This window comes from Sphingobium sp. CR2-8 (genome assembly GCF_035818615.1).
Lineage (GTDB): Bacteria > Pseudomonadota > Alphaproteobacteria > Sphingomonadales > Sphingomonadaceae > Sphingobium.
The window spans coordinates 409,533-434,152 of sequence record NZ_JAYKZY010000002.1 but is presented as its reverse complement, the minus strand read 5'-3'; the positions used below and the strand labels follow the sequence as shown (position 1 = coordinate 434,152).

The window sequence follows — 24,620 nt, the reverse complement described above, 5'->3', positions numbered from 1 at the left end:
ACCCGAAAAGGGGCGAGCCGCCGACAAGACGCGTCCGGCCGCTCGGCAATTGACTATTTTTCCCCGAATCGCTAAAGGCCCCCTTCCCCTGTACGTGGCGAGCGGCGGTGCTTTTGGCACTGGCCGTCTTTTTTGCGTCCAGGGGTCATGTAATTGGCCGCTTTTCCTCGCCAGGGAAATCCGGCTCGGACGCTTTGAGATAGGGCAGCGAAAGCCGCCCTGTGGAGCAGGAGATTCTATTACCATGGCACGTATTGCGGGTGTAAACATCCCGACCAACAAGCGCGTAATCATCGCGCTGACCTACATTCACGGCATCGGTCGTAAGACCGCGCTCGACCTGGCCGACAAGCTGGGCATCGACCACAGCCGCCGCGTTCAGGACCTGTCCGACGCCGAAGTGCTGCAGATCCGCGAAGCGATCGACGCCGACCTGACGGTCGAAGGCGATCTGCGTCGCGAAACCGCGATGAACATCAAGCGCCTGATGGACCTGGCCTGCTATCGCGGCCTGCGTCATCGTAAGGGCCTGCCGGTTCGCGGTCAGCGCACGCACACCAACGCGCGCACCCGCAAGGGCAAGGCGAAGGCGATCGCTGGCAAGAAGAAGTAATTCGTCCGGGGGACGAATTACTCCGCCGGAGGCAGCTCTCCCCAAGCGAGACGCCTCCAGCGCAATCAGATTTTTGTAGGATTACAGCAAAATGGCACGCGAACCCCAGCGCATTAAGCGCCGCGAACGCAAGAACATCTCGGCCGGCGTCGCGCACGTCAACGCCAGCTTCAACAACACCATGGTGACCATCACCGACGCCCAGGGCAACGCGATTTCGTGGTCCTCGGCCGGCATGATGGGCTTCAAGGGCAGCCGCAAATCGACGCCGTACGCCGCCCAGGTGTGCGCCGAAGACGCCGGCCGCAAGGCCGCCGAACATGGCGTGCGCACCCTCGAAGTCGAAGTGAAGGGTCCGGGTTCGGGCCGTGAATCGGCTCTGCGCGCTCTGCAGGCCGTCGGCTTCCACATCACCTCGATCCGCGACGTGACGCCGATCCCGCACAATGGCGTGCGTCCGTCCAAGCGTCGTCGCGTCTGATCGCAACGCCGTGTGAATGACGGGCGGCGGACGCGCCGCCCGTTCACCCGTCTGCATCGCCGTAACGTCCTGTCGGGTTCAGGATTACAAGCGTTCCGGCCTATCCCCAGGGGAAATACATGACTGTCAACATGAAGAACTGGCAGGAATTGAAGAAGCCCAACGCGCTGGAAATCAAGCCGACCAGCGACGGCAAGCGCAAGGCGACCTTCGTCGCCGAGCCGCTGGAGCGTGGTTTCGGCCTGACGCTCGGCAACGCGCTGCGCCGGGTTCTTCTGTCCTCGCTTCAGGGCGCGGCGGTCACCTCGATCAAGATCGAGAACGTCCTGCACGAATTCTCGTCGCTCGCCGGCGTGCGTGAAGACGTGACCGATATCGTCCTGAACATCAAGCAGGTCGCGCTCCGCATGGAAGGCGAAGGCCCCAAGCGGCTCCAGCTTTCCGCCACCGGCCCGGCCGTCGTCAAGGCTGGCGACATCAGCGTCGTCGGCGACATCGAAGTGATGAACCCCGACCTGGTGATCTGTCACCTGGACCAGGGCGCAACGCTGAACATGGAACTGACGGCTGACATCGGCAAGGGCTATGTCCCCGCCGTCGCCAACCGTCCAGCAGACGCCCCGATCGGCCTGATCCCGATCGACGCGCTCTACTCGCCGGTCCGTCAGGTCGCGTACAAGGTGGACAACACCCGCGTCGGCCAGGAACTGGACTATGACAAGCTGTCGCTGACCATCGAAACCGATGGCACGGTCACGCCGGAAGACGCGGTGGCTTACGCCGCCCGTATCCTGCAGGACCAGCTCCAGCTGTTCGTCCACTTCGAAGACGCGCTGCCCGCCGCCGCGCCTGCTGCGGGTCACACCGCCGCCGCCGCATCGGAAGGCGAAAGTGACACCAACCAGATCAACCGCTATCTTCTCAAGAAGGTGGACGAACTGGAACTGTCGGTCCGCTCGGCCAACTGCCTCAAGAACGACAACATCATCTATATCGGCGATCTGGTCCAGAAGACCGAAGCCGAGATGCTGCGCACCCCCAATTTCGGCCGCAAGTCGCTGAACGAAATCAAGGAAGTGCTGTCGTCCATGGGCCTGCGTCTGGGCATGGACATCCCCGGCTGGCCGCCGGAAAATATCGAGGAAATGGCCAAGAAGCTCGAACAGGAGCTGCTGGGCTAAGACCATTTATCCGTTCGGTTCGAGCAGCTTCGAGCTTGTCGAGAAGCGTCTGTCGAGAACAGTTCTCGACAAGCTCGAACCGAACGGAGGTTGGTCAAACGGGGTTATGGGCGGCGCCCCTTATCGCTGCCTGGTCTGGGATACCTTGCACGGTCCCTTAACGAACGAAGGAAAGACATATGCGTCACAGAATGGGTCAGCGTAAGCTGCAACGCGCCACCGGCCATCGTACTGCGCTGCTGCGCAACCTGGCGGCTTCGCTCATCAAGCATGAGCAGATCATGACCGGCGCGGTAAAGGCCAAGGCCCTTCGTCCCTACGTCGAAAAGCTGATCACCCTCGCCAAGAAGGGTGGCCTGTCCAACCGTCGTCTGGCCGATTCGCGCCTCAAGGACGATGCGCAGCTGGCCAAGCTGTTCGAAGTCCTGGCCGAGCGCTACAAGGATCGCAACGGCGGCTACACCCGCGTGATCAAGGCCGGCTTCCGCGCTTCGGACGCGGCGCCGATGGCGATCATCGAACTGGTCGACCGCGACGTCAGCGCCAAGGGCCAGGATAGCGGCCCGGTCTACAGCGCGGAAGACGAGCAGGAAGACGCCTGATCGGACCGGTCCTGATCGACAGGACCGATCAAGCCGAACTGGTGCTTTACCAACAGGCCGTGGCTCTTTAGGAGCCACGGCCTGTTGTCGTTTGGATAAAAGACGTTGGAAGAGAGGATGCGCGCCGCTGCCCTGACCCTGCTGCTGCTGGCGGCCACCCCCGCCCATGCCGGGCCGGACGCCGCCGCGATCGATGCGGGCAGCGCCAGGCTCGGCGGCGCGCTGCACTATCCGCTCGCGAAACGCCTGGATCTGGTGGAGGATCATTTCGGCGTCAAAGTCACCGATCCCTATCGCTGGCTGGAAAACGACCTGCGCGCCGATCCTGCGGTGCGCGACTGGGTGGCGCAGGAAAATGCCCTCACCCGCCGCTATATCGACGACCTCCCCGGCCGCGAGCCGCTCAAGGGGCGGATCACCGCGCTGCTGTCCCACGGTCGCTACACCGTGCCGCGCAAGGCCGGTGGCCGCTATTTCTACGGCTATAACAAGGGGCTGGAAAATCAGACCCCGCTCTATGTCCGCGATGGGCTGAACGGGCCGCAGCGGCTGCTGCTCGACCCCAATGACTGGGCGAAGGACGGCGCGAGCGCGCTTGCCGAATGGACGCCCTCGCCCGATGGCCGCATGCTCGCCTATGCGGTGCAGGACGCCGGCAGCGACTGGCGCACGCTCCGCCTGCTGGACGTCGACAGCGGCAGGAGCCTGGACGACCGTATCGACTGGGTGAAATTCTCCCAGATCGCCTGGGACGGCCGCAGCGAAGGCTTCTTCTACTCCCGCTTCGCCGCGCCGCAGGACGGCGAAGCCTATCAGTCCGCCAATGAAGGCCAACAGCTTTTCTACCACCGCGTAGGCACGGCGCAGACGCAGGATCAGCTCATCTACGACACGCCCGACCGGCCGACGCTCAGCCATCAGGCGCAGGTAACGAGCGACGGCCGCTGGCTGCTCATCAGTTCCTATCAGGGCATCGACCCCCGCCGCGAACTGCATGTCGCGGCCCTGACCGGCGGCCCCGTCAAGCCTCGCCTGCTGGTGAAGGGGCCGGCCCATGACTGGCGGCTGATCGGCAGCCGGGGCGACACCCTCTTCTTCCTGACGGACGATCATGCGGCCCATATGCGGGTCGTGACGCTCGACGCGTCGAAACCACGCCGGCGGCCAAAGCCGCTCGTCCCCGAACGGCCCGAGACGCTGGCCGGGGGCGCGCTGGTCGGCAACCGCATGATCCTGGCCTATATGAGCGACGCGCAGTCCGTGGCCGAACTGGTCGAGATGGACGGGCGCAAGGTCGGCGACGTGCCCCTGCCCGGCATGGGCACGGCGGCGGGCTTTGGCGGGCGGGACGGCGACCCGGAAACCTTTTTCAGCTTTTCGGGCTTCGTCACCCCGGCCAGCATCTACCGCTTCGATACCGGCACCCTGCAAAGCCAGCTGTTCGCTCAGCCCGACCTGCCCTTCAACCCCGATGATTACGGGATCGAACAGCGCCTCTATCCGTCGAAAGACGGCACGATGATCCCCATGACGATCCTGCGAAAGAAGGCGCTGGCGGATCGCGCGATTGCCGCACCGACCATCCTCTACGGCTATGGCGGCTTCAACATCAGCCTCACGCCCGGCTATTCGGCGACGCGCATGGCCTGGCTGGAACAGGGCGGCGTCTATGCCATCGCCAATCTGCGCGGCGGCGGCGAATATGGGAAGGCGTGGCACGAAGCCGGGCGCGGCGCGAACAAGCAGAATGTGTTCGACGATTTCATCGCCGCCGCCGAATATCTGAAGGCCAACGGCTTCACGCCCTCCGACGGCCTCGCGATCGAGGGCCGCTCCAATGGCGGCCTGCTGGTCGGCGCGGTCGTGAACCAGCGGCCCGACCTGTTCGCCGCCGCGCTGCCCGCCGTCGGCGTCATGGACATGCTGCGCTTCGACCGGTTCACCGCCGGGCGCTATTGGGTGGACGATTATGGATCGCCCGAAAGCGCCAGGGACTTCCCCCTGCTCTACGCCTATTCGCCCTATCATAATATATTGGGGGGCAAGGACTATCCCGCCATATTGGTGACCACGGCCGACACCGACGACCGCGTCGTCCCCGCGCACAGTTTCAAATATGCCGCCGCGCTCCAGGCCGCGGACCTGGGCGCGCGCCCCCGCCTGCTGCGCGTCGAAAGCCGGGCGGGCCATGGATCGGGGAAGCCGGTGGACAAGCTGATCGAGGAATATGCCGACAGCTACAGCTTTGCGGCCCATTTCACCGGCCTGAAGATCAAGGCCAGGCCATAGTCATTCTATTCACCCTCCCGACAGCCGATCCCGGCTATACCCCCTTTCATCGCAGGGAGACGCAGGCATGATCGGGACCAAGACACGCTGGATCGCAGGCACGCTGGTGAGCGCAGGACTGCTGCTGGGCAGCGTCAGCGCCGCCGAGGCGCGGCCCCGCTATGGCTATGATCGCGGCGGCAACTGGGATCGCGGCGGCTGGAACCGGGGTGGCTGGGATCGGCAGCATCGCCGGGGCGACGGCTTTGGCCTGGGCGATGCGATCGGCGTGGCCGCGATCGTCGGCGCCGTGGCGATCGTCGCCAACTCGATGAACAAGGACAAAAGGGTTCGCGACCCGAACACCGGCGGCGAATATGACGCCCCGCCGCCCGGCGACGGCACCGATTATGGCGCGGACGTCCGCAACGACTCGCCCGTCCGCGACGACGCCGACTTTTCCGACATCGCCGTGCAGGATGCCGCCATGACCGACGCCTGCGCCGTTGCCGCCCGTGACGAAGCGCAGAACCGCGAAGGCGGCTATGCCGAGGTTCGCCATATGGAAACGCCCCTCGCCACGGCGGACGGCTATAATATCGACGGCTATGTCGAAACCCGGACCAGTTACCGCGCCAATGACGGAACGTCGCGCCGCTTCACCTGCGCCATGAAGAACGGCCGGGTCGCCGACGTCTATCTCAGCCGCGACGTGGCGGCGCGCTGACGGCCCTCTTTCCTATCGGACTATTCTCTGCTCCCATCCGTCCGATGGACATGCTCTTGCCAACCGGCATCCCCTTATTCCCAGCCGCGCGCCTGTCGCCCGCACGGCGCGTGGATGGCGCGTCGGTGTCGCGTGACGATGACCTATCGGGCGCGTGCCTGTCGCCTTGCCGTCGCTTCGGGGACGCTTCGCGGGCGCAATTCCCGCAAATTGGCGCACGACACTGTGAACTTCGGTCCGTGACCCTTGGCAACCCCGCCCCGTCACGATAGCCATCCGCCATGGCCCTCGCCCCTCCCCGCCGCACCGCCGCGATCACCTTCATCCTCATCACGGCGCTGCTCGATGTCATGTCGATGGGGATCGTCATCCCGGTCCTGCCGCAACTGATCGAGACATTGTCCGGCTCCAACACAGCGGCCGGGATGTGGAACGGCCTGTTCGTGGCGCTATGGGCGGCGATGCAATTCCTCTGCTCGCCGATCATCGGGTCGCTTTCCGACCGCTACGGGCGGCGACCGGTGATCCTGATCTCGGTCGCGGGACTGGCGCTCGACTATGTGCTGATGGCGCTCGCGCCCAATCTCTGGTGGCTGGCGCTTGGCCGCATCCTGGCGGGCGTCACCTCGTCCAGCTTCACCGCCGCCTTCGCCTATATGGCCGACATCACGCCGCCGGAGGGCCGGGCGAAGGGCTATGGCCTGATCGGCGCGGCGTTCAGCGCGGGCTTCGTCGCCGGGCCGCTGATCGGCGGCCTGTTGGGGGAAATTTCCCACCGCGCCCCCTTCTGGGTCGCCGCCGGGCTTTCCGCCCTCGCCTTTCTCTACGGCCTCATCGTCCTGCCCGAATCCCTGTCGCCGGACAAACGCATGACTTTCAGCTGGCGGCGCGCCAATCCCTTCGGCGCGCTGCGGCTGCTGCGGTCGCATCCCGAACTGTCCAGCCTGGCGGTCGGCAATTTCCTGCTCTATTTCGCCCATCATATCTTTTCGGCCATCTTCGTCCTCTATGCGGGCGACCGCTATGGCTGGGGCGCGTGGCAGGTGGGCGCGCTGCTGGCGCTGGTCGGCCTGCTCGACATGGGGGTGCAGGGGCTGCTGGTCGGGCCGATCGTCAACCGACTGGGCGACCGCACCACCATGGTGATTGGGCTGTGCTTCGGGGCGATCGGCGTGGCGGCGATGGGGCTGGCCCCCACCGGCTGGCTGTTCGTCGCCGCCATGTTCCCCAACGCGCTATGGGGCTTGGCGATGCCGACCATCCAGTCGCTCATGACCCAGCATGTGTCGGAATCCGAACAGGGCCAGTTGCAGGGCGCGAACAACAGCGTCGGCGCGATCGCGGGCATCATCTCTCCGCTGTTCTTCGGCACCATCTATTCGCTGTCGATGGGCGCGCACCCCGTCCTGCCCTTCATCGGCAGCGCCTTCCTGATCGCGTCGGCGGTCCTGGCTGGGGCCGCGCTGATCGGCTGGCGGGCGGGGCAACAGTTCAAGCCGCAACTGGACATATCGGGGCCGGGCGACTAACCGGGCGCGAATCCCTTCCCACGCTCGACATAAAGGCGATTTCGATGACGCTGCCCCTTCAGGATTCCATCCTCATCGTGGACTTCGGCAGCCAGGTGACCCAGCTCATCGCCCGGCGCGTCCGCGAAGCCGGCGTCTATTCGGAGATCGCGCCCTTCAACACCGCTGCCGAAGCCTTTGATCGATTGAAGCCCAAGGGCGTCATCCTGTCGGGCGGCCCCTCCTCGGTCATGTGGGAAGACAGCCCCCGCGCCCCGCAGGCGATTTTCGATGCGGGCGTGCCCGTGCTGGGCATCTGCTACGGCCAGCAGACGATGATGCAGCAGCTGGGCGGCAATGTCGAAGGCGGCGAGAGCGGCGAATTCGGCCGCGCCTTCATCGAAGTCAAGCAGGGCTGCGCCCTGTTCGATGGCCTGTGGACCACTGGCGAAAAGCATCAGGTCTGGATGAGCCATGGCGACAAGGTGACGAGCCTCGCCCCCGGCTTCGAAGTCGTCGCGACCAGCGAGGGCGCGCCCTATGCCGTCACCGCCAACGAAGCCAAGCGCTTCTACGCCACCCAATTCCATCCGGAAGTCGTCCACACCCCCGACGGCGGCAAGCTGCTCGCCAATTTCGTCCGCCATGTCTGCGGCCTGGCGGGCGACTGGACCATGGCGGAGTTCCGCGCGACCAAGATCGCCGACATCCGCGCGCAGGTCGGCGAAGGCCGGGTCATTTGCGGTCTGTCCGGCGGCGTCGACTCCGCCGTGGCCGCCGTCCTCATCCATGAAGCCATCGGCGACCAGCTCACCTGCGTCTTCGTCGATCATGGCCTGATGCGCCTGGGCGAGGCCGAACAGGTGGTCAGCCTGTTCCGCGAGCATTATGGCATCAAACTGGTGCATGTGAACGCGGAAGACCGTTTCCTGGGCGGCCTTGCGGGCCTCACTGACCCGGAAAAGAAGCGCAAATTCATCGGCGGCGAATTCATCAAGGTTTTCGAGGAGGAAGCCGCGAAGATCGGCGGCGCGGATTTCCTGGCGCAGGGCACGCTCTACCCCGACGTCATCGAATCGGTCAGCTTCACCGGCGGCCCTTCGGTGACGATCAAGTCGCACCATAATGTCGGCGGCCTGCCCGAACGCATGAACATGAAGCTGGTCGAACCCTTGCGCGAACTCTTCAAGGACGAAGTGCGCGTGCTGGGCAAGGAACTGGGCCTGCCCGACATTTTCGTCGGCCGTCACCCTTTCCCCGGACCCGGCCTTGCCATCCGCATCCCCGGCGAAGTGACCAAGGAGCGCTGCGACATCTTGCGCAAGGCGGACGCCGTCTATCTGGAGGAAATCCGCAACGCCGGGCTGTATGACGCGATCTGGCAGGCCTTCGCCGTGCTGCTGCCGGTCCGCACCGTGGGCGTGATGGGCGACCACCGCACCTATGACAGCGTCTGCGCCGTGCGCGCCGTCACCTCGACCGACGGCATGACCGCCGACATCTACCCCTTCGACGCCGCCTTCCTCAGCCGCGTCGCGACCCGCATCATCAACGAGGTGAAGGGCATCAACCGCGTGGTCTACGACTATACGTCGAAGCCGCCCGGCACGATCGAGTGGGAATGATGCCTCGAACAGGGCGCAGCCGATAGAAGCTGCGTCCTGTCAGGCCAGATATCCTTGGGGGTATTTTCAGGCATTGCTGGTCGAACCCAGCCTTGGTCAGTTCGGCGTCAAACCGGCAGAATGAACTCGATGGGGGCGGTAAACTCCATCCGCTCCCCCGGCAGTTCGACCGGCGCGCGCGGGTAGGGAGAGGCGCGCCGCAGCATGGCCGCCGCCTCTTGATCCAGCGCCGCATTGCCCGACCCGTGGATGACGCTGCCTTCCAGCAACATGCCGGCACGGTCCAGGACGAAGCGCACCTGCACCCGCCCTTCTTCCCGCCGCATGCGCGCACGGCGGGGGTATATTTTATGCGCGTAAAGCCAGGATCTGACCTTGGCCGCGTAGCTGCGGCTGGTGCCGGGTGGCGCCTCGACATCCAGTCCATCGGCTGCGCCCCGTCGAGCGGTAGACGCCGCAGGTGCAGCAGCAGCGACCGAGGCCTGCCGTACGGGCTGTGACGAAGGGGCGGCGGGACTAGCAGGCAGGTCCACCGATGGGGCAGACATGGCGATGGATATGCTGCTCGGCACCGCCACGATCGGTGGGGCAGCGGCGGCGGCTACCACCGGCTGCGGCGTTGGCAACGGTTTCGATTGCGACGGCGGAGCGGTTTCGACGGGCGGATCGACAACCGCCGCCTCCGCCTTCTCCTGGCCCTGCTCCGTTCCTTTGAGCAGAGCCAGGGACATGACCGTCAGCGCCGGCGATTCCGTCCGGCGACCGACATGGCCCACGCCAAGATTGAGCAGCGCCACGATCAGCAGACCGTTGACCAAAAGCGACGCCGCTGCCGGTCCCCCGATGCGGAAAGGATGCGCTGCCCGTTCCATCGCGTCAGAATGTGTTCGCAACGGTGAACTTGAAGCTCTGCCCTTCCGCCGCGAGCGCCGAGAGGTGACGGCGATATTGCTTGTCGAAGACGTTATCCACGGCGATGCGGAACTCGAACCCCTTCGCCGCCCCGCTTTGCGGCTTGAACGCGAAGAACAGGTTATGGACGCTGTAGCCCGGGGTCGGAAGGCCCGATCCCGCAGAAGAAAAGGCGCCGGTCGTCACCTTGGCCTGTCGCTCCGCAAATTCGCCGGTCCAGCCGCCAGACAGGCCGGTGCCAGCATCGGCATAGCCCAGCGTCAGGCGATAGTCGTTGGCGGGAATGGTGTTGAGATAATCGCCCGACAGCCAATTCTTGCCGTCGATGAAGGACGCGTTGCCGCGTGCGAAGAAGCCCGCGATGCCATATTCCGCCTCGACCTCCAGCCCCTTGAAACGCGATCGGTTGACGTTCTGGAAATAGGGTGTGCCGGTCGGCGCCGCCACATTGACGATCAGATCCTTCACGTCGTTCTGAAACAGGGTCGTCTTGGCGCGAAACCGGTCACCATGTCCGATCGCATCGTCGAAGGAGACGGTGAAGCCGACTTCATAATTGTCGGATTTTTCCGGCCTCAGGTCGGGATTATTGGGCCGGGTCGCGGAGCGGGTGAAGATTTCGTCGATGTTGGGCATGCGCACCGTGCGCGCGACCGATCCGAACAGGCCGAACCACGGCGTCAGATTGTACAGCGCAGCCACCTTGGGCGACACCCCGCTATCCTTGACATTGTCGGTCAGGCGCGTGCCGCCGACGACCGTCGCGCCGGGCTTGAGGTCGGTCCAATCGACGCGGACCCCCGGCATGATGGTCAGCTTGTCGGACCAGACGATTTCCAACTGACCGTACAGGCCGTAGCGGGTCATGTCGCCTTCGGGATGGGTGCCCGCACCCGGCGTCACCGTGCCGTCAAAGGCGACGCGCGGGTTGCGCCGCTGCTGCTTGCTCCACTGCCCTCCCAGGATCAGGAAGGTGGTCCAGTCGCCGCCCATTTCGAACTCGCTGGTGTTCTGGACCTTCGCCTGCCAGCTTTCATAGGAAAAATCGGAATATTCGAGGTTGGCGCCTAGAAAGGGGGTCTCGGTCTGATGCACTTTCGACAGCGAATAGGCGGCCTGCGCCTCGACATTGAAGATCTTGCTGCCGTTGAAGTCGTTCACATAGCCCAGAACCGCGGTCTTGTCGTGGACGCGACGCCGCATCAGGCTCGCGCCGGTGGCGGCGGACACCTGATCATAGACTTGCGGCGCGTCGCTGATCCAATCCTGGTAGCTCGCCCAGATCGCATGCTTCTTGTTGCCGCCGATGGCGACGCGCCCCTTCACCAGCCAGCTGTCCGACAGGGTGGCGGAGGCCGCGACGGTGTCGCCATTGCCGCTCTTATAATCGTCGCTGCGGCGGTAGTTGTAGCTCCCCAGCAGTTCAACGCCGTCGACCGGCTGCACGGCCACGATGCCCGACAGGGTGCGCGCCTCCGCATTGGTTTCGGTCGCCGCTTTCAGCCGCACGGCGAGCGGATCGCCGTCGCTCAGAAAGTCGGACGCGTCCTTGGTCGTGAAATTGATGACGCCCGCCAGCGCGCCCGCGCCATAGAGGGTTGACGATGCCGGGCCGCGCAGCACTTCGACCCGCTTGTAGAGCTCCGGTTCGCTGAAGAGCGCGCCCATGCGATATTGTTCGTAGAATTTGGTGACGCCATCGACGGTCAGCAGAATGCGATTGTCGCTATCGCCGATCGCCGTGCCCATGCCGCGAATGTTGAAGCCCTGCCCCAACTGGCCGACGCCGCCCTGCACGTTGACGCCCGGCATGCCTTCCAGCAGGTCGCCGATCGTCGTTGCCTGGGTCTGGTCGATGTCGTCCTGATCCAGGGTGCTGACCGCCTGCGGCGTGTCGATCGCAACCTTCTCCGTACCTGCGGAAATGACCATGCGGTCGAGCGTCATGCGTGTGGTTTCAGGCGCATCGGCATCGTCCTGCGCCCGGCCCTGGGTCGGTGCGATGATCAGTGCGGTTCCCAAAAGCAGCGATAATCTGGTCTTCATCATGATGTGCGGCCCCCATTGGCAATGTGATGTGAGGCCTGGATCGCCTCGAACGCCGTCGCCCCTAACAGCAATAAATGATATTGCAAGTGAGTATCATTACATATAACTGCTAGTCCAGAAAGGGGTATTCATGACATCATTTCAACTTCGCTCCGCTGCCCTGCTGCTGATGCTGACAGGCGCCAGCGCGGGTCAGGCGCATATGCCCTATGTGCTGCCGACCCTCTTCGATGTGGGCAAGGGCGACCATATCACCGTTCAGTCGGCCTTCGCCGAGGACGCCTTCCTGCCCGAAGTCGCCATGCGCGACGCGCCCTTCCATCTGATCGGGCCGGACGGAAAGGATCTGCCGACCGGCCCCGTCACCCATTTGCGCGACCTGAGCGTCTTCGAAGCGGCGATCCCGGCCGACGGCACCTATCGCGTGACGAGCGGTCAACGCGCCGGGCGCAAGGGCAAGATGTTCCGGCAAGGCGATACATGGGCCATGCGCGGCGAAGGCGGCGAAACGCCTGCCAACGCGCAGCAGGTCGATGTGCAGAGCATGACGCTCGCCGACGCCTATGTGACGCGTGGCCAGCCTGGCGACGCAGCGCTCAAACCATTGGGCAAGGCACTCGAAATCCAGGCGATCACCCATCCCAACGGCATCGTCGCAGGATCGGAGGCCCGCTTCATGCTGCTGTTCGACGGCAAGCCTTTGGCCAATAGCGACATCACCCTGTTTCGGAGCGCGGGCCTCTATGACGGGCGCAAGGTGGTGGCCCAGGTGAAGAGCGCCACCGATGGCCGGTTCACCCTGAAGCCGCAGGATGCCGGCACATATCTGATCCTGGTGCGGCATCGCGGCGCAGCCCCGGCCGGGTCGGAAACACCCTATCGCAGCTATACCTACACGCTGACATTCGACGCGGCCTGAGCCGTGTTCTTCCCTCGCTCGGAGACGTTATGAAATACCAATTTCCCCTGACCATTGCCCTGCTGGCGCTGACCAGCCCCGCCCTCGCCGCGCCGCATGAAGGGTCGGCCTTCATCCATGATTATGATGCCGATCATGACGGCCAGGTCACCCGCGCCGAGTTCGACGCCGGGCGCATTACCCGTTTCAAGGCGACCGACGCCAACAAGGATGGCTGGGTTTCGGAAGCGGAATATGTGAAGGAATATAGCGCGCGGCTGGAGCAGCAGCTCGCCGCGTCCGACCGGAGCGAAGGCAAGAAGGCGGAAGAACGGCAGCGGCAGATTCGCCAGACTCATGTGCGCTTCGGCGTGCTCGACACGGACAAGGACAGCCAGATGACCCAGGCCGAATATGACGTATCGGGCAGCCGCGCTTTTGCAGAGCAGGATAACGACAAGAACGGCATCATAACCGCCGCCGACGCTGCCGCCACGGCCGCGCGGCAATTGGCCGCGCGACAGGCGGCGGACAAGGCGGATCGCTGAGATCGCCTGAAACGGGCGGGGCAGATTAACGCCCCGCCCGTTCATCCACGATAGCGGGCTTCCGCCAGATCGAGTTCGCGCGTCAGCTTACGGGCGACCTCGCTCCCCAACCTACGATCGCGGATGAGCGTGGCCAATGCCGCGCGCTCCGCCTTGACCCCGACCAGGCTCAATTCGCTGACCAGGCGATTGCCCGCGCGCATCTCATCGGCCTGTTGGCCACTCAATCCTTCGATACGTTCGCGATAACGGTCCATGACCCTGCCGCCTGCCGTGGCATAGATGTCGGCTTCGCCATGATCCTCCGCCAGAGCATGCTGCCGCCGTTCGATCGCGCGGATCGCCGCTTGGGCTGTGGCGATCCTGGCGCGATCCTCCTCGGCCTGCTTCGATGGCTCCGGTGGCATGGTCAGGCCGTTGAGCAGCACGGGCAAGCTGATGCTGGCGACGATCAGAGACACCACGATCACGCCGGCAGCCAGAAAGATGGCCAGATCACGCGCCGGGAAATCCGTGCCGTCGTTCATCACCAGCGGCAGGGTGAGAACGCCCGCCAGCGTGATCGCGCCGCGCACGCCTGCGACCGATGTCGCAGCCACCAGCCGCCAGTTGGGGCCTTGCATGCCGACACCGCGTTCCGCCTTGCGCAAGATGGTCAGGTGGAGCGAAGCCCAGACCCAGCCGAACCGCAGAAGGGCGAGGCCCGCAACAATCGCGCCTGTATAGATGGCCAGCCACCAGGGTGAGGCATGGCCGGTCAAGGATACCGTATTGCGTGCGCCCTCCAGAATGGCGGGCAATTGTTCGCCCAGCAGCACAAAGATGATGCCGTTGAGCGTGAACTGGATCGTGTCCCACACCGAATTGCGCCGCATCCGGGTGACGGCCATGGCCTGACGCGAAATTTCCGCGAAGGTCATCGTGACGCCGGCCGCCACCGCCGCCAGGATGCCCGATGCATGGACATGTTCAGCCAGCATGTAGGAACCAAACGGGATGAGGAGGCTGACGAGGATCTGCGATCCGATATCCTCGCCCCAGCGCTTCGTCACCCAGGCCTTGACGCGCGAAACGACGAGCGTGACCGCCACGCCGATTGCGATGCCTGCTCCCGCCACCCAAAGGAAATTCAGCGCAGCCGTTCCGGCGGAGAAGCTGCCGGTCAGGGCGGCCGTGATCGCAAAGCGCAGGCAGACGAGGCCGGACGCATCGTTCAGCAACGATTCGCCCTCCAATATATGCATCATGCGTTTGGGGATGGGCACGCGCGCGGCGATGGCGGACACGGCGATCGGATCGGTCGGGGACACCACCGCGGCCAGCGCGAAGGCGACGGCGAGCGGCATGGCAGGGATCATCCAGTGGATGAAGAAGCCCATGCCGACGACGGTAAGAAGAACCAGGCCTAGCGCCAGTTCAACCACGGTCGAAACGTCCTTGAGCAGTTCGTCCTTGGGAATGCGCCAACCATCCAGAAACAGGAGTGGCGGCAGGAACAGGAACAGGAACAGTTCGGGATTGAGATCGACACGATGCGAGGTCGACAGGCCGATGACCGCGCCCAGCAGGATCTGCACCAATGGCGTTGGAATGGATATGGGCAGCATTCGGGAAATCGCCCCGCTGACGACCACTGCCAGCAGAAGAAAAAGCACGATAGAAACTGTTTCCAAACCAACCCTCCGTTTCAGAATGAGGGGAGCCTAAAGCATTTTTGGACCCAGGGGGAAATGAAGTTCGGGTCTTCGCCGCGCCCTATTGCTGGCTATCGGCCGCAAAAATGACCGTAATGCGGGTGCCCGGGCCGGGCGACGCGATCATGACGCGGGCGCCCATGCGCGACGCGGCGGACTGGACGATGGCAAGGCCCAGCCCTGTTCCCTCCGCACCATGGGGGCCCGTCGCGCGGAAGAATCGCTCGAACACCTTGTCATGAAATTCGGGTGCAATGCCGGGTCCATCGTCGCTCACAGTCAGGGATATCCGGCCCGCATCATGCGACAGGGAAACTGTCACCGCACCGCCACGCCGATTATAGCGGATGCCGTTGTCGATGAGGTTCGCCACGATCTCGAACACCAAAGTGCGGTGGGCCTGGACCAGATAGCGCCGTTCGTCCGCATCCAGATTGAGTTCCACATCCGCCTGGATCGCCTGGTTGATGAGGCGGCTGATGACGGCGCTGCTGACCTCCTTCAGGTCGACCGCTTCGAGCGGCGGGGACACGCCGCCTTCTTCGGCGCGGGCGAGCGCCAGCAACTGCGTCACCAGCCGTTCCAGCCGCTGGACCGCGTCGGCAATTTCGTCCAGCGCAGCCGACGACCCGCGCCGCGCCAATTCGACCTGAACCTTGAGCACCGACAGGGGCGTGCGCATCTGATGCGAGGCGTCGGCGGTAAAGCGGCGCACGCCACCGGTCGCCTTGTCGAGCTGCGCCAGCAGGTGGTCGAAAGCGGTGGCGAGCGGACGCAATTCATTGGGCAGCGGCCCCGCATCGAGCGGCGAAAAGTCGGGTCGCGCGCTCGAATCCCGCGCCTCGACCGACCGGCGCAGGCGCGCCAGCGGCCGCAGGCTCCATCCCAAAGCGGGGCGCAGCAGCAGTACCGCGACGCCGACCAGCGCGACTTCGCCGAGCAGCAACGCGATGGTCAACTGCCCGGCGAGCGTCTTGCGATTGTCCAGCGTCTCGGCAACCTGGATGATGACGGGCCGTTCGATCCGGGGCAGCATGCGTTTGACTTCCGCGATACGGATGCCCTGGTCGCGATAGCGCGCGAAGCGGAAGCGCGGCTGGTCCACGCTCATCGTCGCGGGATCGGGCGCAGGCAGATCGGCATAGCCGGTCAGCAATTCAGCGCCGACCGCGATGCGATAATAGACATTGTCCCGCTCGCTATTTTCCAGCATGCCGAAAGCGGCCGGCGGCAGGTCCAGCGTCACTTCGCCCCGTTCCACCTGCACCGTTTCGGCAATCGCGCCCAGCGCGCCGCCCAGCACCCGGTCGTTGGTCCGGCGCACCACGTCCGAAATAAGGGTCGCCCCGCCGATACCGATGATCGTGGCCGCCCCCAGCAACGGCCCCAGCATAGCCGCGAGCAACCGGGTCCGCAGCGCGATCGCGCGCGCCTTACCCGCGCCTCTAACCGGCATCGAGCATATAGCCTACGCCGCGTATCGTGCGGATTCCCGGTCCGTCGGGGGCCAGCTTCCCGCGCAGCCGGGTCACATGCACTTCGATCGCGTTGCCGCCGACCGGCTCGTCGAAACCGAAGACTTCGCCGATCAGCAATTCGCGCGGCACCACCTGCCCGGCCCGTGTCGCCAGCGCTTCCAGCACCGCCAGTTCGCGGCGGCGCAGGTCCAGCGACCGGCCCGCCACCTCCACCACCCCTGTCGAACGATTGATCGTGAGCGGACCCACGCTCAGTTCCGGCGTCGGATCGCCGCCGCGCCGCCGCCCGAGCGCCCGCACACGCGCCTCCAGTTCCTCGGGGTCGAAGGGCTTGCGGAGATAATCGTCCGCACCCAGGTCCAGCCCGCGCACCCGGTCGTCCAGCGCATCGCGCGCGGTCAGCATCAGGACGGGCACCTTCTCACCGCGCCGCCGCAGTTCCGCCAGCACGGCAAAGCCATCCATGTCAGGCAGACCCACGTCCAGGATGACCAGCGCATAGGGTTCGCTGCCGACCACCGACAGCGCATCTTCGCCGGTCGAGACATGGTCGACCGCATGCCCCCCTGCGCGGAGCAGGGCGGAAATGCTGCGGGCCAGCGCCGCGTCATCCTCGATCATCAAAATCCGAATAGGGCACCCGATGCTGAAAGGTTGATGACAGCTTGGCTTCGTAACTGACCCTCAGATTTATCCGGCACAGAAACGGAAGAACATGGAGCAGTCGATGCGAAGGGTTATTCAGATAGTGGCCGCCTTGGCAAGTCTGGGCGCGCCAGCCGCCACGGCGGTGGCGGAAAGGCCGACGGGCTATCCGCGATCCTACGATCAACTGATCGCGGACGCGCAGGCGGAGCGGCAGGTCATCGTCTACGCCAATGCCGACACGTCGGAAATGGCCCCGGTCATCGTCGCCTTTCAGCGGCGCTATCCCGGCGTAACCGTGCGCTATGCCGATCTGGGTTCCAATGCGATGTACGCCCGATTCGTGGCGGAATCGCGGGGCCGCAAGCCATCGGCCGATCTCGTCTGGTCGTCTGCCATGGACCAGCAGGTGAAGCTGATCAACGACGGCTTCGCCCAGGCCTATGCCAGCCCGGAGAAGCCCGCTCTGCCCCCGTCGGCCGTGTGGAAGAATATGGGTTTTGGCGTCACCGCCGAACCGATCGCCTATGTCTACAACAAGAAGGCGATTCCCAATCCGCCGCGCAGCCATGCCGCGCTGGAAGCGATGCTGCGCAAGGACCGCAGGGCGTTGACGGGCAAGGTCGCGACCTTCGACCCCGCCCGGTCCAACACCGGCTATCTCTATCTGACGCAGGATTATGCGATCACCGGCGACACGAAATCGCTGGTGGAGGCGATGGCGGCGACCAAGCCCGTCTTGTCGATCACCACCGAACCGATGTTGCGCGGCGTGGCCGAAGGAAAGCTCTCGATCGCCTATAATGTCATCGGCTCCTATGCGCTGGAGCGCGCACGCCGCGACCCGCGCATCGGTGTGATCTTCCCGCAGGATTACACCATCGTGATGTCCCGCATCGCTTTCATCGCCCGCGAGGCGCGGCACCCCGCCGCCGCCAAGCTGTTCCTCGACTTCCTGCTGTCGCGCCAGGGTCAGTCCCTGCTCGCCCAGCACAGCCTCTGGCCGGTGCGTAGCGACATTCGCGGCCGCCGCCTTCCCGCTGCTCAGGCCCGCCCCGTGCGCGTCGGCCCGCAGCTTCTCGCCAATCTCGATCGCCTCAAGCAGCAGCGCTTCCTGCGCGAATGGAACGCGATCCTTGCTTCTGGAGCACAACGCAAATGACCCCTTCGTTTCTGCGCACCGGCTGCGCCGCTCTGGCGCTGATCGTCGCCACCCCCGCCCTGGCCCAAACGCCCAGCGCCGAAGAACTGGCCGCACTGGTCAAGGCGCAGGCCGCCGAAATCGCGGCGCTCAAATCGCGGCTCGACAGGCTGGAAGGACAGGGTGGCGCACAAGCCGCCGCCACCGCGCCGACACCGCAGCCCGCGCCGCAGATGGCGCAGCAGGAGGCCACGCCGCCGCTGGTCGTCACGCCCTTCGCGCCCCAGATCGTGCCGCCCGGCCCGGCCGATATCGACGTGGCGCAGGCGCGCGCCATCGCCAGGGAAGTCGGCGTGAAGACCGAATGGGGCGCGGGCCTGCCCGTGTTCCGATCCGCCGACGGCGTCTTCACCTACAAGCCACGTGGGCGCATCCTGGTCGATGTCAGTTCGACCTTCGGCTCCGACTATGCGGGTCGCAACACCACCACGACCGGCATGCGCGCATTGCGCCTAGGTCTGGAAGGCGGCGTGGGTCCGCATTTCTTCTACCAGTTCGAAAGCGACTTTTCGGAGAATGAAGTCGATATCGTGACCGCCTTCCTGGGCTGGCGCAACCGGCTCAGCGGCAAGGTCGATTACGACATCCGCGCCGGGCATCTGTTCAACGACCGCGCGTTCGAAGGCAGTACCGGGTCCGATTCCACACCGTTTCTGGAGCGCAGCACGGTGTCCACCGCGATCATTCCGCAGCGTGGCTTTTACGGCATCGGTATCATGGGCCGCCTGTTCGGCCCCAACTGGCATGCCTCGGTCAGCGTGACCGGCGACCGCATCGACGGCGAGCAGGCGACCAACGACAGCCGGACGGTGTCCGCCCGCGCGCATTGGAATCCCATCAAGACTGACCGGTCGCTGCTGCATGTCGGCGCCTGGGGCTTTGACGAGGCGCTGTCCGCCGCCGCGACCACGTTGACGCGCAGCACCGTCATCGGCGGGCGCTTCAACGGCGCGGTGCGGGTGTCCACCGGCGACTTGCTCGGCGGGCGCTCCACCACCGGCTATGGCGTCGAACTGGGCGGTTACACCGGCCGCCTGTGGGTCATGGGCGAAGCGGGCCGCCGTGTCGCGCGCCTGACCGGTGATCGCCCCGATTTCGAAAGCAAGGCGTGGAGCCTGTCGACCGGCTTCTTCCTGACCGGCGAACTGCCGCCCTACAACCCGCGCCTCGGCAGCTTCGGCCAGCCCAATGTGCTCAACCCCACCTTCGACGGCGGGCCGGGCGCGATCGAGCTGACAGCTCGCTACGAAAATCTGGACTATACCGATCTGGTGCTGGGCGGCGACGGCTGGGCCGCGACGGTGGGCGTCAACTGGTATCTCAACAGCTTCACCCGGCTTCAGCTCAACGGCATCCACTGGCGCACCGACAATCGCGCCGGTGCCTTCACCGGCAGCGACGACGGCCAGACCGTCAGCGCCCGCGTCGGCGTGACCTTCTGATGCCCCCCTTTCCCGTTTATCCAAGGACGCAGCGATGAACCTTGCCCTGCTCGGCTTCCTGATGGTCGCCACCTTCATGACGCTGATCATGACGAAAAAGATGACGCCGCTGGTCGCGCTCATCATCATCCCCTCGCTCTTCGGCGTAATCGCCGGCCAGGCCGCCGGCCTTGGCGACATGATGATCGAAGGCATCAAGAATCTCGCGCCCACAGGCGTGATGCTGCTGTTTGCCATCCTCTTCTTTTCCACGATGACCGACACCGGGCTGTTCGACCCGTTGGTCGGGCGACTGGTGAAGCTGGTCCATGGCGACCCGCTGCTGATCCTGCTGGGTTCGGTCGTGCTGTGCGCGGTCGTCAGCCTGGATGGCGACGGGTCCACCACCTACATCATCACGATCGCCGCGCTGCTGCCGCTCTACAAACGGTTCGACATGAAGCGCATCTACCTCGTCTGCCTGCTGATGGTGACGAGCGGGATCATGAACCTGACCCCGTGGGGCGGCCCCACCGCCCGCGCCGCAAGCGCGCTCAAACTGGACCCCGCCACCTTGTTTCTGCCGCTCATCCCCGGCATGATCGCAGGCCTCGCCTTCCTGCTCGCCCTCGCCTTCTGGTTCGGAATCAAGGAGCGCCGTCGGCTGGGCCATGTCCATATGCCGCAACGCGAAGCGGTCGACATCGCCGACCTTGGCGTGTCGCAATATCCCGAAGCGCGCCGCCCCCATCTGCGCTGGTTTAATGGCGTGCTGGTCGTCGCGCTGCTCGGCCTGCTGGTCTGGGGCATCCTGCCGCTATCGGTGCTGATGATGATCGCCTTCGCCATCGCCATGATCGTCAACTATCCCGGCGTCGCCCAGCAAAAGGAGCGGATCGCCGCCCATGCCGGCAATGTCCTGTCGGTCGTGTCGCTGATCTTTGCCGCCGGTATCTTCACCGGCATATTGGGCGGCACCGGCATGGTGGAGGCGATGAGCAAGGAAGTGGTGGGCTTCATCCCGCCTGCACTTGGCCCCTATATGGCGCCGATCACGGCCTTGCTGTCCATGCCCTTCACCTTCTTCATCTCCAACGACGCCTTCTATTTCGGGATGCTGCCGATCCTGGCCGAAGCGGGCGCCCATTATGGCGTCGAGCCGATGGCGATCGCCCGCGCGTCACTGATGGGCCAGCCCGTCCATCTGCTCAGCCCGCTGGTGCCGTCCACCTATCTGCTGGTCAGCCTGGCGGGCATCGACCTGGCCGATCACCAGCGCTTCACGCTGCTGCCCGCCGCCGCCGTCTGCATCGTCATGACGCTGGTGGGCATGATCGCGCTGGCCTTCCCCTTCGTGGCCTGAGCATGTAAATAATCCAACAAACCTTATGATTACAAGGAATTAGACCATGATCCGTTCCGTCCCGATCGGATCATGGTCTAATGCCACGGGGGTTACCCTCCGCTTCTTCGCGGCGCTGGCCGTGGGGGCTGCGGGCGGCGCGCTGTTCCGGTGGATCGGCGCACCCCTGCCCTGGGTGCTCGGCTCCATGGCCGCTTGCGCCATGGCCAGCATCATGGGGCTGCCGATCCAGGCTTCCTCCGCCACCCGTCGCCCGATGGCGGCCGTGATCGGCGTGGTTCTGGGCAGCAGCTTCGGCCCGCATCTCTTTGTCCAGGCGCGCGACTGGATCATTCCGCTCATTGCCCTCCCCTTCTTCCTGGCAAGCGCGGCGCTGCTGTGCGTCACCTATTTTCGCAAGATTGCGAAGTTCGATCCGGCCACCGCCTATTTCGCGGGCATGCCCGGCGGCATCGCCGAAATGGTGGTCATGGGGGCGGAGCGTGGCGCGGACGAGCGCGCCATCGGCCTCATCCATGGCGCACGCATCTTCCTGGTCGTCTTCATCCTGCCCTTTCTGATCCGCCTGGACCATGCGCCGGTCGCCATTAGCCCAACGGCCGCGGTGACGGGCGAGGTGGCGGACTGGTCGCTGCTGCTCTGGGCCGGGGGCTGCGTCACGTTGGGGTTGCTGGTCGGCAGATTGCTGCGCCTGCCCGCCTGGCATCTCGTCGGACCGCTGGCCGTCAGCGCAGCCGTCCATATGAGCGGTCTGGCGGATTTCCGCATTCCCGGTTGGGCGCTCGCCGCAGCACAAGTAGGGCTGGGCGCGACTATCGGCTGTCGCTTCACCGGGCTGACGCTCAGGACGTTGCTGCGCACCGTGGCGCTGGCGGCCGGATCGACGGCGATCCTGCTCGCCGTCACCTTCGCCTGGGCGACGGGGATCGGGAAGCTGACCGGCCTCGATCCCATCCTGCTGACGCTCGCCTACTCACCCGGCGGCCTGGCTGAAATGAGCATGGTGGCGCTCAGCCTGGCGCTGGAACCGGGCGTGGTCATCGTCCACCATCTGACCCGGGTAGTGCTGGTCCTGATCGGCGCACCACTCGGGTTCACATGCATGGACGTCAGAAAAGCGTGATCAGCCCCGTCGCCGGATCGATCGCGCCTTCGTAGATCATCTTGCCCGCGACGTAGAGGATCACGACCAGCCCGAAATAAGCGATCGCGCGATAGCGTTCGATGACACGCGCCAGCAGGTTCGCCGCCACGCCCATTAACGCGACCGATAGCACCAAGCCAATCACCAATATGCCCGGATGCTCGCGCGCCGCGCCCGCGACCGCCAGCACATTGTCCAGGCTCATGCTGACGTCTGCGATGGCGACCGCCCAGGCGGCCTGCGCGAAGCTGCGCGGTGCGGCCTTGCCCGCAACATCGGCAGCGTCTTCCGCTTCGCCACCCGACCGCAGTTCGCGCCACATCTTCCACGCAACCCACACCAGCAGCAGACCGCCCGCAAAGACGAGACCGACCAGCTGCATCAACTGGGTCACCAGCAGGGCAAAGGCGATGCGCAGTACCAAAGCCGCGATTACGCCGATCGCGATCACCTTGCGCCGCGACGCAGGCGGCAGCCCGGCGGCCAGCGCGCCGACGACGATCGCATTGTCAGCCGCCAGCATGATGTCGATCAGCACGACCTGACCAAAGGCGGCCAGCGCGGACGGGGAGCCGAGATTGGAAAAATCGGCGACGATATGGGTCCAGATGTCGTTCATATATCCTCTCGCCGTGCCGAAGCAGGCGACGTCTGGCATCGCCGCCTCGCCGAACGGTCTTCTCGATCAGCAAGTCCTGGCGCGACGCCGATACGCCGAACCGTCGCCGCCCTAGGAAAGGAAGCTGTCACCGACCTTTCAGCAGTGGTGAAGGCTGCGACGGTGGCAGCTGTTGCCGCTCTACCGCGCCAGGGCGGTCGGCGGTCGCCGCCCCGCAAGCAAGGCATCGACATTGGCGAGCACCAAGTCGGCCATGGCGATCCGGGTTTCCACCGTAGCGCTGGCGATATGCGGCGTCAGGAGCGTCCGGTCGTTGCCCAACAGCGCCGCAGGGACGGCGGGTTCGTCCGCGAACACGTCGAGCGCCGCGCCTGCGATCCCGCCGCTGTCCAGCGCCGCTATAAGAGCGTCCTCATCCACCACCGATCCACGGGCGACATTCACCAGATAGCCGTCCGCGCCCAATGCCTTGAGGATGTCGGCATCGATCAGCTTATAGGTCGCGTCATTCGCCGCACAGGCCAGGACCAGTATGTCGCTTGCGCGCGCCAGGGCCGCCAGTTCGGGTTCGAAACGATAGGGTACGTCCTTCGCGGACCGTCCATAATAAGCGACATCGCCGAACGCACTGAGCCGATGCGCGATCGCCTGGCCGATCCGGCCCAGCCCGACGATACCGAACCGCCGTCCGCTGACCTTGCGCCCCAAGGGAAAGGTCCTGTCGGTCCAGCCGCCCGTGCGCACGAAGCGGTCGGCCCGTGGCAGGCCGCGCAGCAAGCCGATGACCAGACCCACAGCCAGATCGGCGACATCGTCGGTCAGGACATTCGGCGTGGTACTGACATCGACGCCTCTGCTCTGGGCGAGGGCGACATCGACCTTGTCATAGCCCACGCCGTTGATGGCGATCAGCCGCAGAGACGGCAGCGCAGCGATGAGGTCATTGTCGCATCCCAATTGTCCCCCCGTCACGACCAGCCCGACCGATGAGGCTTTGTCCGCCAGCCATGCGCGCTGCGCCGCATCGTCCATTTCGAACCACCGCTGCACATGACAACGGCTCGCCAGTTGCACCTCCAGATGGTCGGACAAGGGGCACAGTTGCAAAGCGATCATGGTGTCCATTTCGGTGTCTCTTATGATCGGCAATCCTGCGCTACCGCTATCCTGCACGTCATAACTTTCGATTTTGACGGCCGTCCCGCTGCCAAATGACGACTTTTAACCGATAGTGCCCATCCATTCACAGTCAGGCGAACAGCAGGAGAGTGGATCGACCCATGGCCTCACCGTCCGCTTTGCTGGGTCACGTTATCGGCATTCACCTGATCGGCGCCCGACTGATCCGTCTGGAAGAAGCCGAATCCCAGCGCGATCGCCAGAACGGCGACGATCAGTATCAAGCTGATGACGAGCATATTGCGCGTCACGCGCGTCCGCGATCCGCTGCGCGCTTCGACCTCCGAAACATGGGTTACGGTGTCGCCATTTTCCTGTTCCTTGTGCATCCCGAATTCTCCTTCGGAGAGACAACAGGAGGCGACGGCACGAGTTCCGCGCCATCTGTCGAGGCCTATCTTTTCCGCCTATGTCAGCCGGTCAGGCACCGACGACGCTTCATCCACAATCGCCTGTTGCGGGTC

General features: G+C 64.9%; 22 protein-coding genes. 14 read left to right on the top strand and 8 right to left on the bottom strand.

Annotated elements, in window-relative coordinates; all coding sequences use genetic code 11:
- The first annotated feature begins 244 nt into the window (after positions 1-244).
- The 8 genes from rpsM (at position 245) to guaA (ending at position 9,005) form a co-directional block, all read left to right on the top strand.
- Positions 245-613, top strand: coding sequence for a 30S ribosomal protein S13 (gene rpsM / locus U5A82_RS05900; protein ID WP_326289402.1), 369 nt, complete (start codon positions 245-247; stop codon positions 611-613).
- Positions 614-704: 91 nt separating this feature from the next.
- Positions 705-1,094, top strand: a complete 390-nt coding sequence (rpsK, locus tag U5A82_RS05895; RefSeq protein ID WP_004208752.1) for a 30S ribosomal protein S11 — start codon at positions 705-707, stop codon at positions 1,092-1,094.
- A 119-nt stretch (positions 1,095-1,213) separates the two neighbouring features.
- Positions 1,214-2,275, top strand: a complete 1,062-nt coding sequence (locus U5A82_RS05890) for a DNA-directed RNA polymerase subunit alpha (RefSeq protein ID WP_326289400.1) — start codon at positions 1,214-1,216, stop codon at positions 2,273-2,275.
- 179 nt (positions 2,276-2,454) lie between these two features.
- Complete coding sequence (rplQ, locus tag U5A82_RS05885) at positions 2,455-2,877, top strand: 50S ribosomal protein L17 (protein ID WP_326289399.1); 423 nt, start codon at positions 2,455-2,457, stop codon at positions 2,875-2,877.
- Positions 2,878-2,994: 117 nt separating this feature from the next.
- Positions 2,995-5,166, top strand: coding sequence for a prolyl oligopeptidase family serine peptidase (locus U5A82_RS05880; protein WP_326289398.1), 2,172 nt, complete (start codon positions 2,995-2,997; stop codon positions 5,164-5,166).
- Between the two features lie 67 nt (positions 5,167-5,233).
- Entirely contained in the window at positions 5,234-5,872 is a 639-nt protein-coding gene (locus U5A82_RS05875; RefSeq protein ID WP_326289397.1) for a hypothetical protein, read from the top strand.
- 281 nt (positions 5,873-6,153) lie between these two features.
- Positions 6,154-7,401 (top strand): TCR/Tet family MFS transporter, encoded by a 1,248-nt coding sequence (locus U5A82_RS05870; RefSeq protein WP_326289396.1) that lies wholly within the window; start codon positions 6,154-6,156, stop codon positions 7,399-7,401.
- Between the two features lie 44 nt (positions 7,402-7,445).
- On the top strand, positions 7,446-9,005 hold the full coding sequence (guaA, locus tag U5A82_RS05865) for a glutamine-hydrolyzing GMP synthase (RefSeq protein ID WP_326289395.1): 1,560 nt from the start codon (positions 7,446-7,448) through the stop codon (positions 9,003-9,005).
- Positions 9,006-9,112: 107 nt separating this feature from the next.
- Here the strand turns inward: guaA and U5A82_RS05860 are convergent, their stop codons facing one another.
- Both U5A82_RS05860 and U5A82_RS05855 read right to left on the bottom strand, forming a co-directional pair.
- On the bottom strand, positions 9,113-9,898 hold the full coding sequence (locus tag U5A82_RS05860; protein ID WP_326289393.1) for an energy transducer TonB: 786 nt from the start codon (positions 9,896-9,898) through the stop codon (positions 9,113-9,115).
- Positions 9,882-11,966, bottom strand: a complete 2,085-nt coding sequence (locus U5A82_RS05855) for a TonB-dependent receptor domain-containing protein (RefSeq protein ID WP_326289391.1) — start codon at positions 11,964-11,966, stop codon at positions 9,882-9,884. The genes U5A82_RS05860 and U5A82_RS05855 overlap by 17 nt, the downstream gene beginning before the upstream one ends.
- A 130-nt stretch (positions 11,967-12,096) precedes the next feature.
- Here U5A82_RS05855 and U5A82_RS05850 point away from each other — a divergent pair, with 130 nt between their 5' ends.
- Positions 12,097-12,885, top strand: coding sequence for a DUF4198 domain-containing protein (locus U5A82_RS05850; protein ID WP_326289390.1), 789 nt, complete (start codon positions 12,097-12,099; stop codon positions 12,883-12,885).
- Between the two features lie 29 nt (positions 12,886-12,914).
- Positions 12,915-13,412, top strand: a complete 498-nt coding sequence (locus tag U5A82_RS05845) for an EF-hand domain-containing protein (RefSeq protein ID WP_326289389.1) — start codon at positions 12,915-12,917, stop codon at positions 13,410-13,412.
- Positions 13,413-13,453: 41 nt separating this feature from the next.
- Here the strand turns inward: U5A82_RS05845 and U5A82_RS05840 are convergent, their stop codons facing one another.
- The 3 genes from U5A82_RS05840 to U5A82_RS05830 all read right to left on the bottom strand — a co-directional run bounded on the left by U5A82_RS05840 (position 13,454) and on the right by U5A82_RS05830 (position 17,205).
- On the bottom strand, positions 13,454-15,085 hold the full coding sequence (locus tag U5A82_RS05840; protein ID WP_326289388.1) for a Na+/H+ antiporter: 1,632 nt from the start codon (positions 15,083-15,085) through the stop codon (positions 13,454-13,456).
- An 82-nt stretch (positions 15,086-15,167) separates the two neighbouring features.
- Positions 15,168-16,562 (bottom strand): sensor histidine kinase, encoded by a 1,395-nt coding sequence (locus tag U5A82_RS05835; RefSeq protein ID WP_326289387.1) that lies wholly within the window; start codon positions 16,560-16,562, stop codon positions 15,168-15,170.
- Entirely contained in the window at positions 16,552-17,205 is a 654-nt protein-coding gene (locus U5A82_RS05830; RefSeq protein WP_326289385.1) for a response regulator transcription factor, read from the bottom strand. The genes U5A82_RS05835 and U5A82_RS05830 overlap by 11 nt, the downstream gene beginning before the upstream one ends.
- 106 nt (positions 17,206-17,311) lie before the next feature.
- Here U5A82_RS05830 and U5A82_RS05825 point away from each other — a divergent pair, with 106 nt between their 5' ends.
- The 4 genes from U5A82_RS05825 to U5A82_RS05810 are packed head-to-tail and all read left to right on the top strand — an operon-like array spanning position 17,312 to position 22,337.
- Positions 17,312-18,391, top strand: a complete 1,080-nt coding sequence (locus U5A82_RS05825; protein ID WP_326289383.1) for an ABC transporter substrate-binding protein — start codon at positions 17,312-17,314, stop codon at positions 18,389-18,391.
- Positions 18,388-19,872, top strand: coding sequence for an OprO/OprP family phosphate-selective porin (locus tag U5A82_RS05820; RefSeq protein WP_326289381.1), 1,485 nt, complete (start codon positions 18,388-18,390; stop codon positions 19,870-19,872). The genes U5A82_RS05825 and U5A82_RS05820 overlap by 4 nt, the downstream gene beginning before the upstream one ends.
- A 34-nt stretch (positions 19,873-19,906) precedes the next feature.
- Positions 19,907-21,214, top strand: a complete 1,308-nt coding sequence (locus U5A82_RS05815; RefSeq protein ID WP_326289378.1) for a CitMHS family transporter — start codon at positions 19,907-19,909, stop codon at positions 21,212-21,214.
- Between the two features lie 46 nt (positions 21,215-21,260).
- Complete coding sequence (locus U5A82_RS05810; RefSeq protein WP_326289376.1) at positions 21,261-22,337, top strand: AbrB family transcriptional regulator; 1,077 nt, start codon at positions 21,261-21,263, stop codon at positions 22,335-22,337.
- Here the strand turns inward: U5A82_RS05810 and U5A82_RS05805 are convergent.
- From U5A82_RS05805 to U5A82_RS05795, 3 genes are all read right to left on the bottom strand, one after another.
- The gene (locus U5A82_RS05805) at positions 22,324-22,977 is read right to left on the bottom strand and encodes a YjbE family putative metal transport protein (RefSeq protein WP_326289374.1); all 654 of its coding nucleotides are present in this window, start codon (positions 22,975-22,977) and stop codon (positions 22,324-22,326) included. The two genes, U5A82_RS05810 and U5A82_RS05805, sit on opposite strands and share 14 nt — an antisense overlap.
- Before the next feature lie 180 nt (positions 22,978-23,157).
- Positions 23,158-24,102, bottom strand: coding sequence for a 2-hydroxyacid dehydrogenase (locus tag U5A82_RS05800; protein WP_326289373.1), 945 nt, complete (start codon positions 24,100-24,102; stop codon positions 23,158-23,160).
- Between the two features lie 161 nt (positions 24,103-24,263).
- Positions 24,264-24,485, bottom strand: coding sequence for a hypothetical protein (locus U5A82_RS05795; protein WP_326289371.1), 222 nt, complete (start codon positions 24,483-24,485; stop codon positions 24,264-24,266).
- Between the last annotated feature and the right edge of the window lie 135 nt (positions 24,486-24,620).

Coding starts and splice junctions, on each gene's coding strand:
- U5A82_RS05845 (WP_326289389.1), top strand. CDS start 12,915: ATGAAATACCAATTTCCCCTGACCATTGCCCTGCTGGCGCTGACCAGC.
- U5A82_RS05855 (WP_326289391.1), bottom strand. CDS start 11,966: ATGATGAAGACCAGATTATCGCTGCTTTTGGGAACCGCACTGATCATC.
- rplQ (WP_326289399.1), top strand. CDS start 2,455: ATGCGTCACAGAATGGGTCAGCGTAAGCTGCAACGCGCCACCGGCCAT.
- U5A82_RS05890 (WP_326289400.1), top strand. CDS start 1,214: ATGACTGTCAACATGAAGAACTGGCAGGAATTGAAGAAGCCCAACGCG.
- U5A82_RS05805 (WP_326289374.1), bottom strand. CDS start 22,977: ATGAACGACATCTGGACCCATATCGTCGCCGATTTTTCCAATCTCGGC.
- U5A82_RS05795 (WP_326289371.1), bottom strand. CDS start 24,485: ATGCACAAGGAACAGGAAAATGGCGACACCGTAACCCATGTTTCGGAG.
- U5A82_RS05810 (WP_326289376.1), top strand. CDS start 21,261: ATGATCCGTTCCGTCCCGATCGGATCATGGTCTAATGCCACGGGGGTT.
- guaA (WP_326289395.1), top strand. CDS start 7,446: ATGACGCTGCCCCTTCAGGATTCCATCCTCATCGTGGACTTCGGCAGC.
- U5A82_RS05850 (WP_326289390.1), top strand. CDS start 12,097: ATGACATCATTTCAACTTCGCTCCGCTGCCCTGCTGCTGATGCTGACA.
- U5A82_RS05820 (WP_326289381.1), top strand. CDS start 18,388: ATGACCCCTTCGTTTCTGCGCACCGGCTGCGCCGCTCTGGCGCTGATC.
- U5A82_RS05870 (WP_326289396.1), top strand. CDS start 6,154: ATGGCCCTCGCCCCTCCCCGCCGCACCGCCGCGATCACCTTCATCCTC.
- rpsM (WP_326289402.1), top strand. CDS start 245: ATGGCACGTATTGCGGGTGTAAACATCCCGACCAACAAGCGCGTAATC.
- U5A82_RS05800 (WP_326289373.1), bottom strand. CDS start 24,102: ATGGACACCATGATCGCTTTGCAACTGTGCCCCTTGTCCGACCATCTG.
- U5A82_RS05835 (WP_326289387.1), bottom strand. CDS start 16,562: ATGCCGGTTAGAGGCGCGGGTAAGGCGCGCGCGATCGCGCTGCGGACC.
- U5A82_RS05830 (WP_326289385.1), bottom strand. CDS start 17,205: ATGATCGAGGATGACGCGGCGCTGGCCCGCAGCATTTCCGCCCTGCTC.
- U5A82_RS05825 (WP_326289383.1), top strand. CDS start 17,312: ATGCGAAGGGTTATTCAGATAGTGGCCGCCTTGGCAAGTCTGGGCGCG.
- U5A82_RS05880 (WP_326289398.1), top strand. CDS start 2,995: ATGCGCGCCGCTGCCCTGACCCTGCTGCTGCTGGCGGCCACCCCCGCC.
- rpsK (WP_004208752.1), top strand. CDS start 705: ATGGCACGCGAACCCCAGCGCATTAAGCGCCGCGAACGCAAGAACATC.
- U5A82_RS05815 (WP_326289378.1), top strand. CDS start 19,907: ATGAACCTTGCCCTGCTCGGCTTCCTGATGGTCGCCACCTTCATGACG.
- U5A82_RS05875 (WP_326289397.1), top strand. CDS start 5,234: ATGATCGGGACCAAGACACGCTGGATCGCAGGCACGCTGGTGAGCGCA.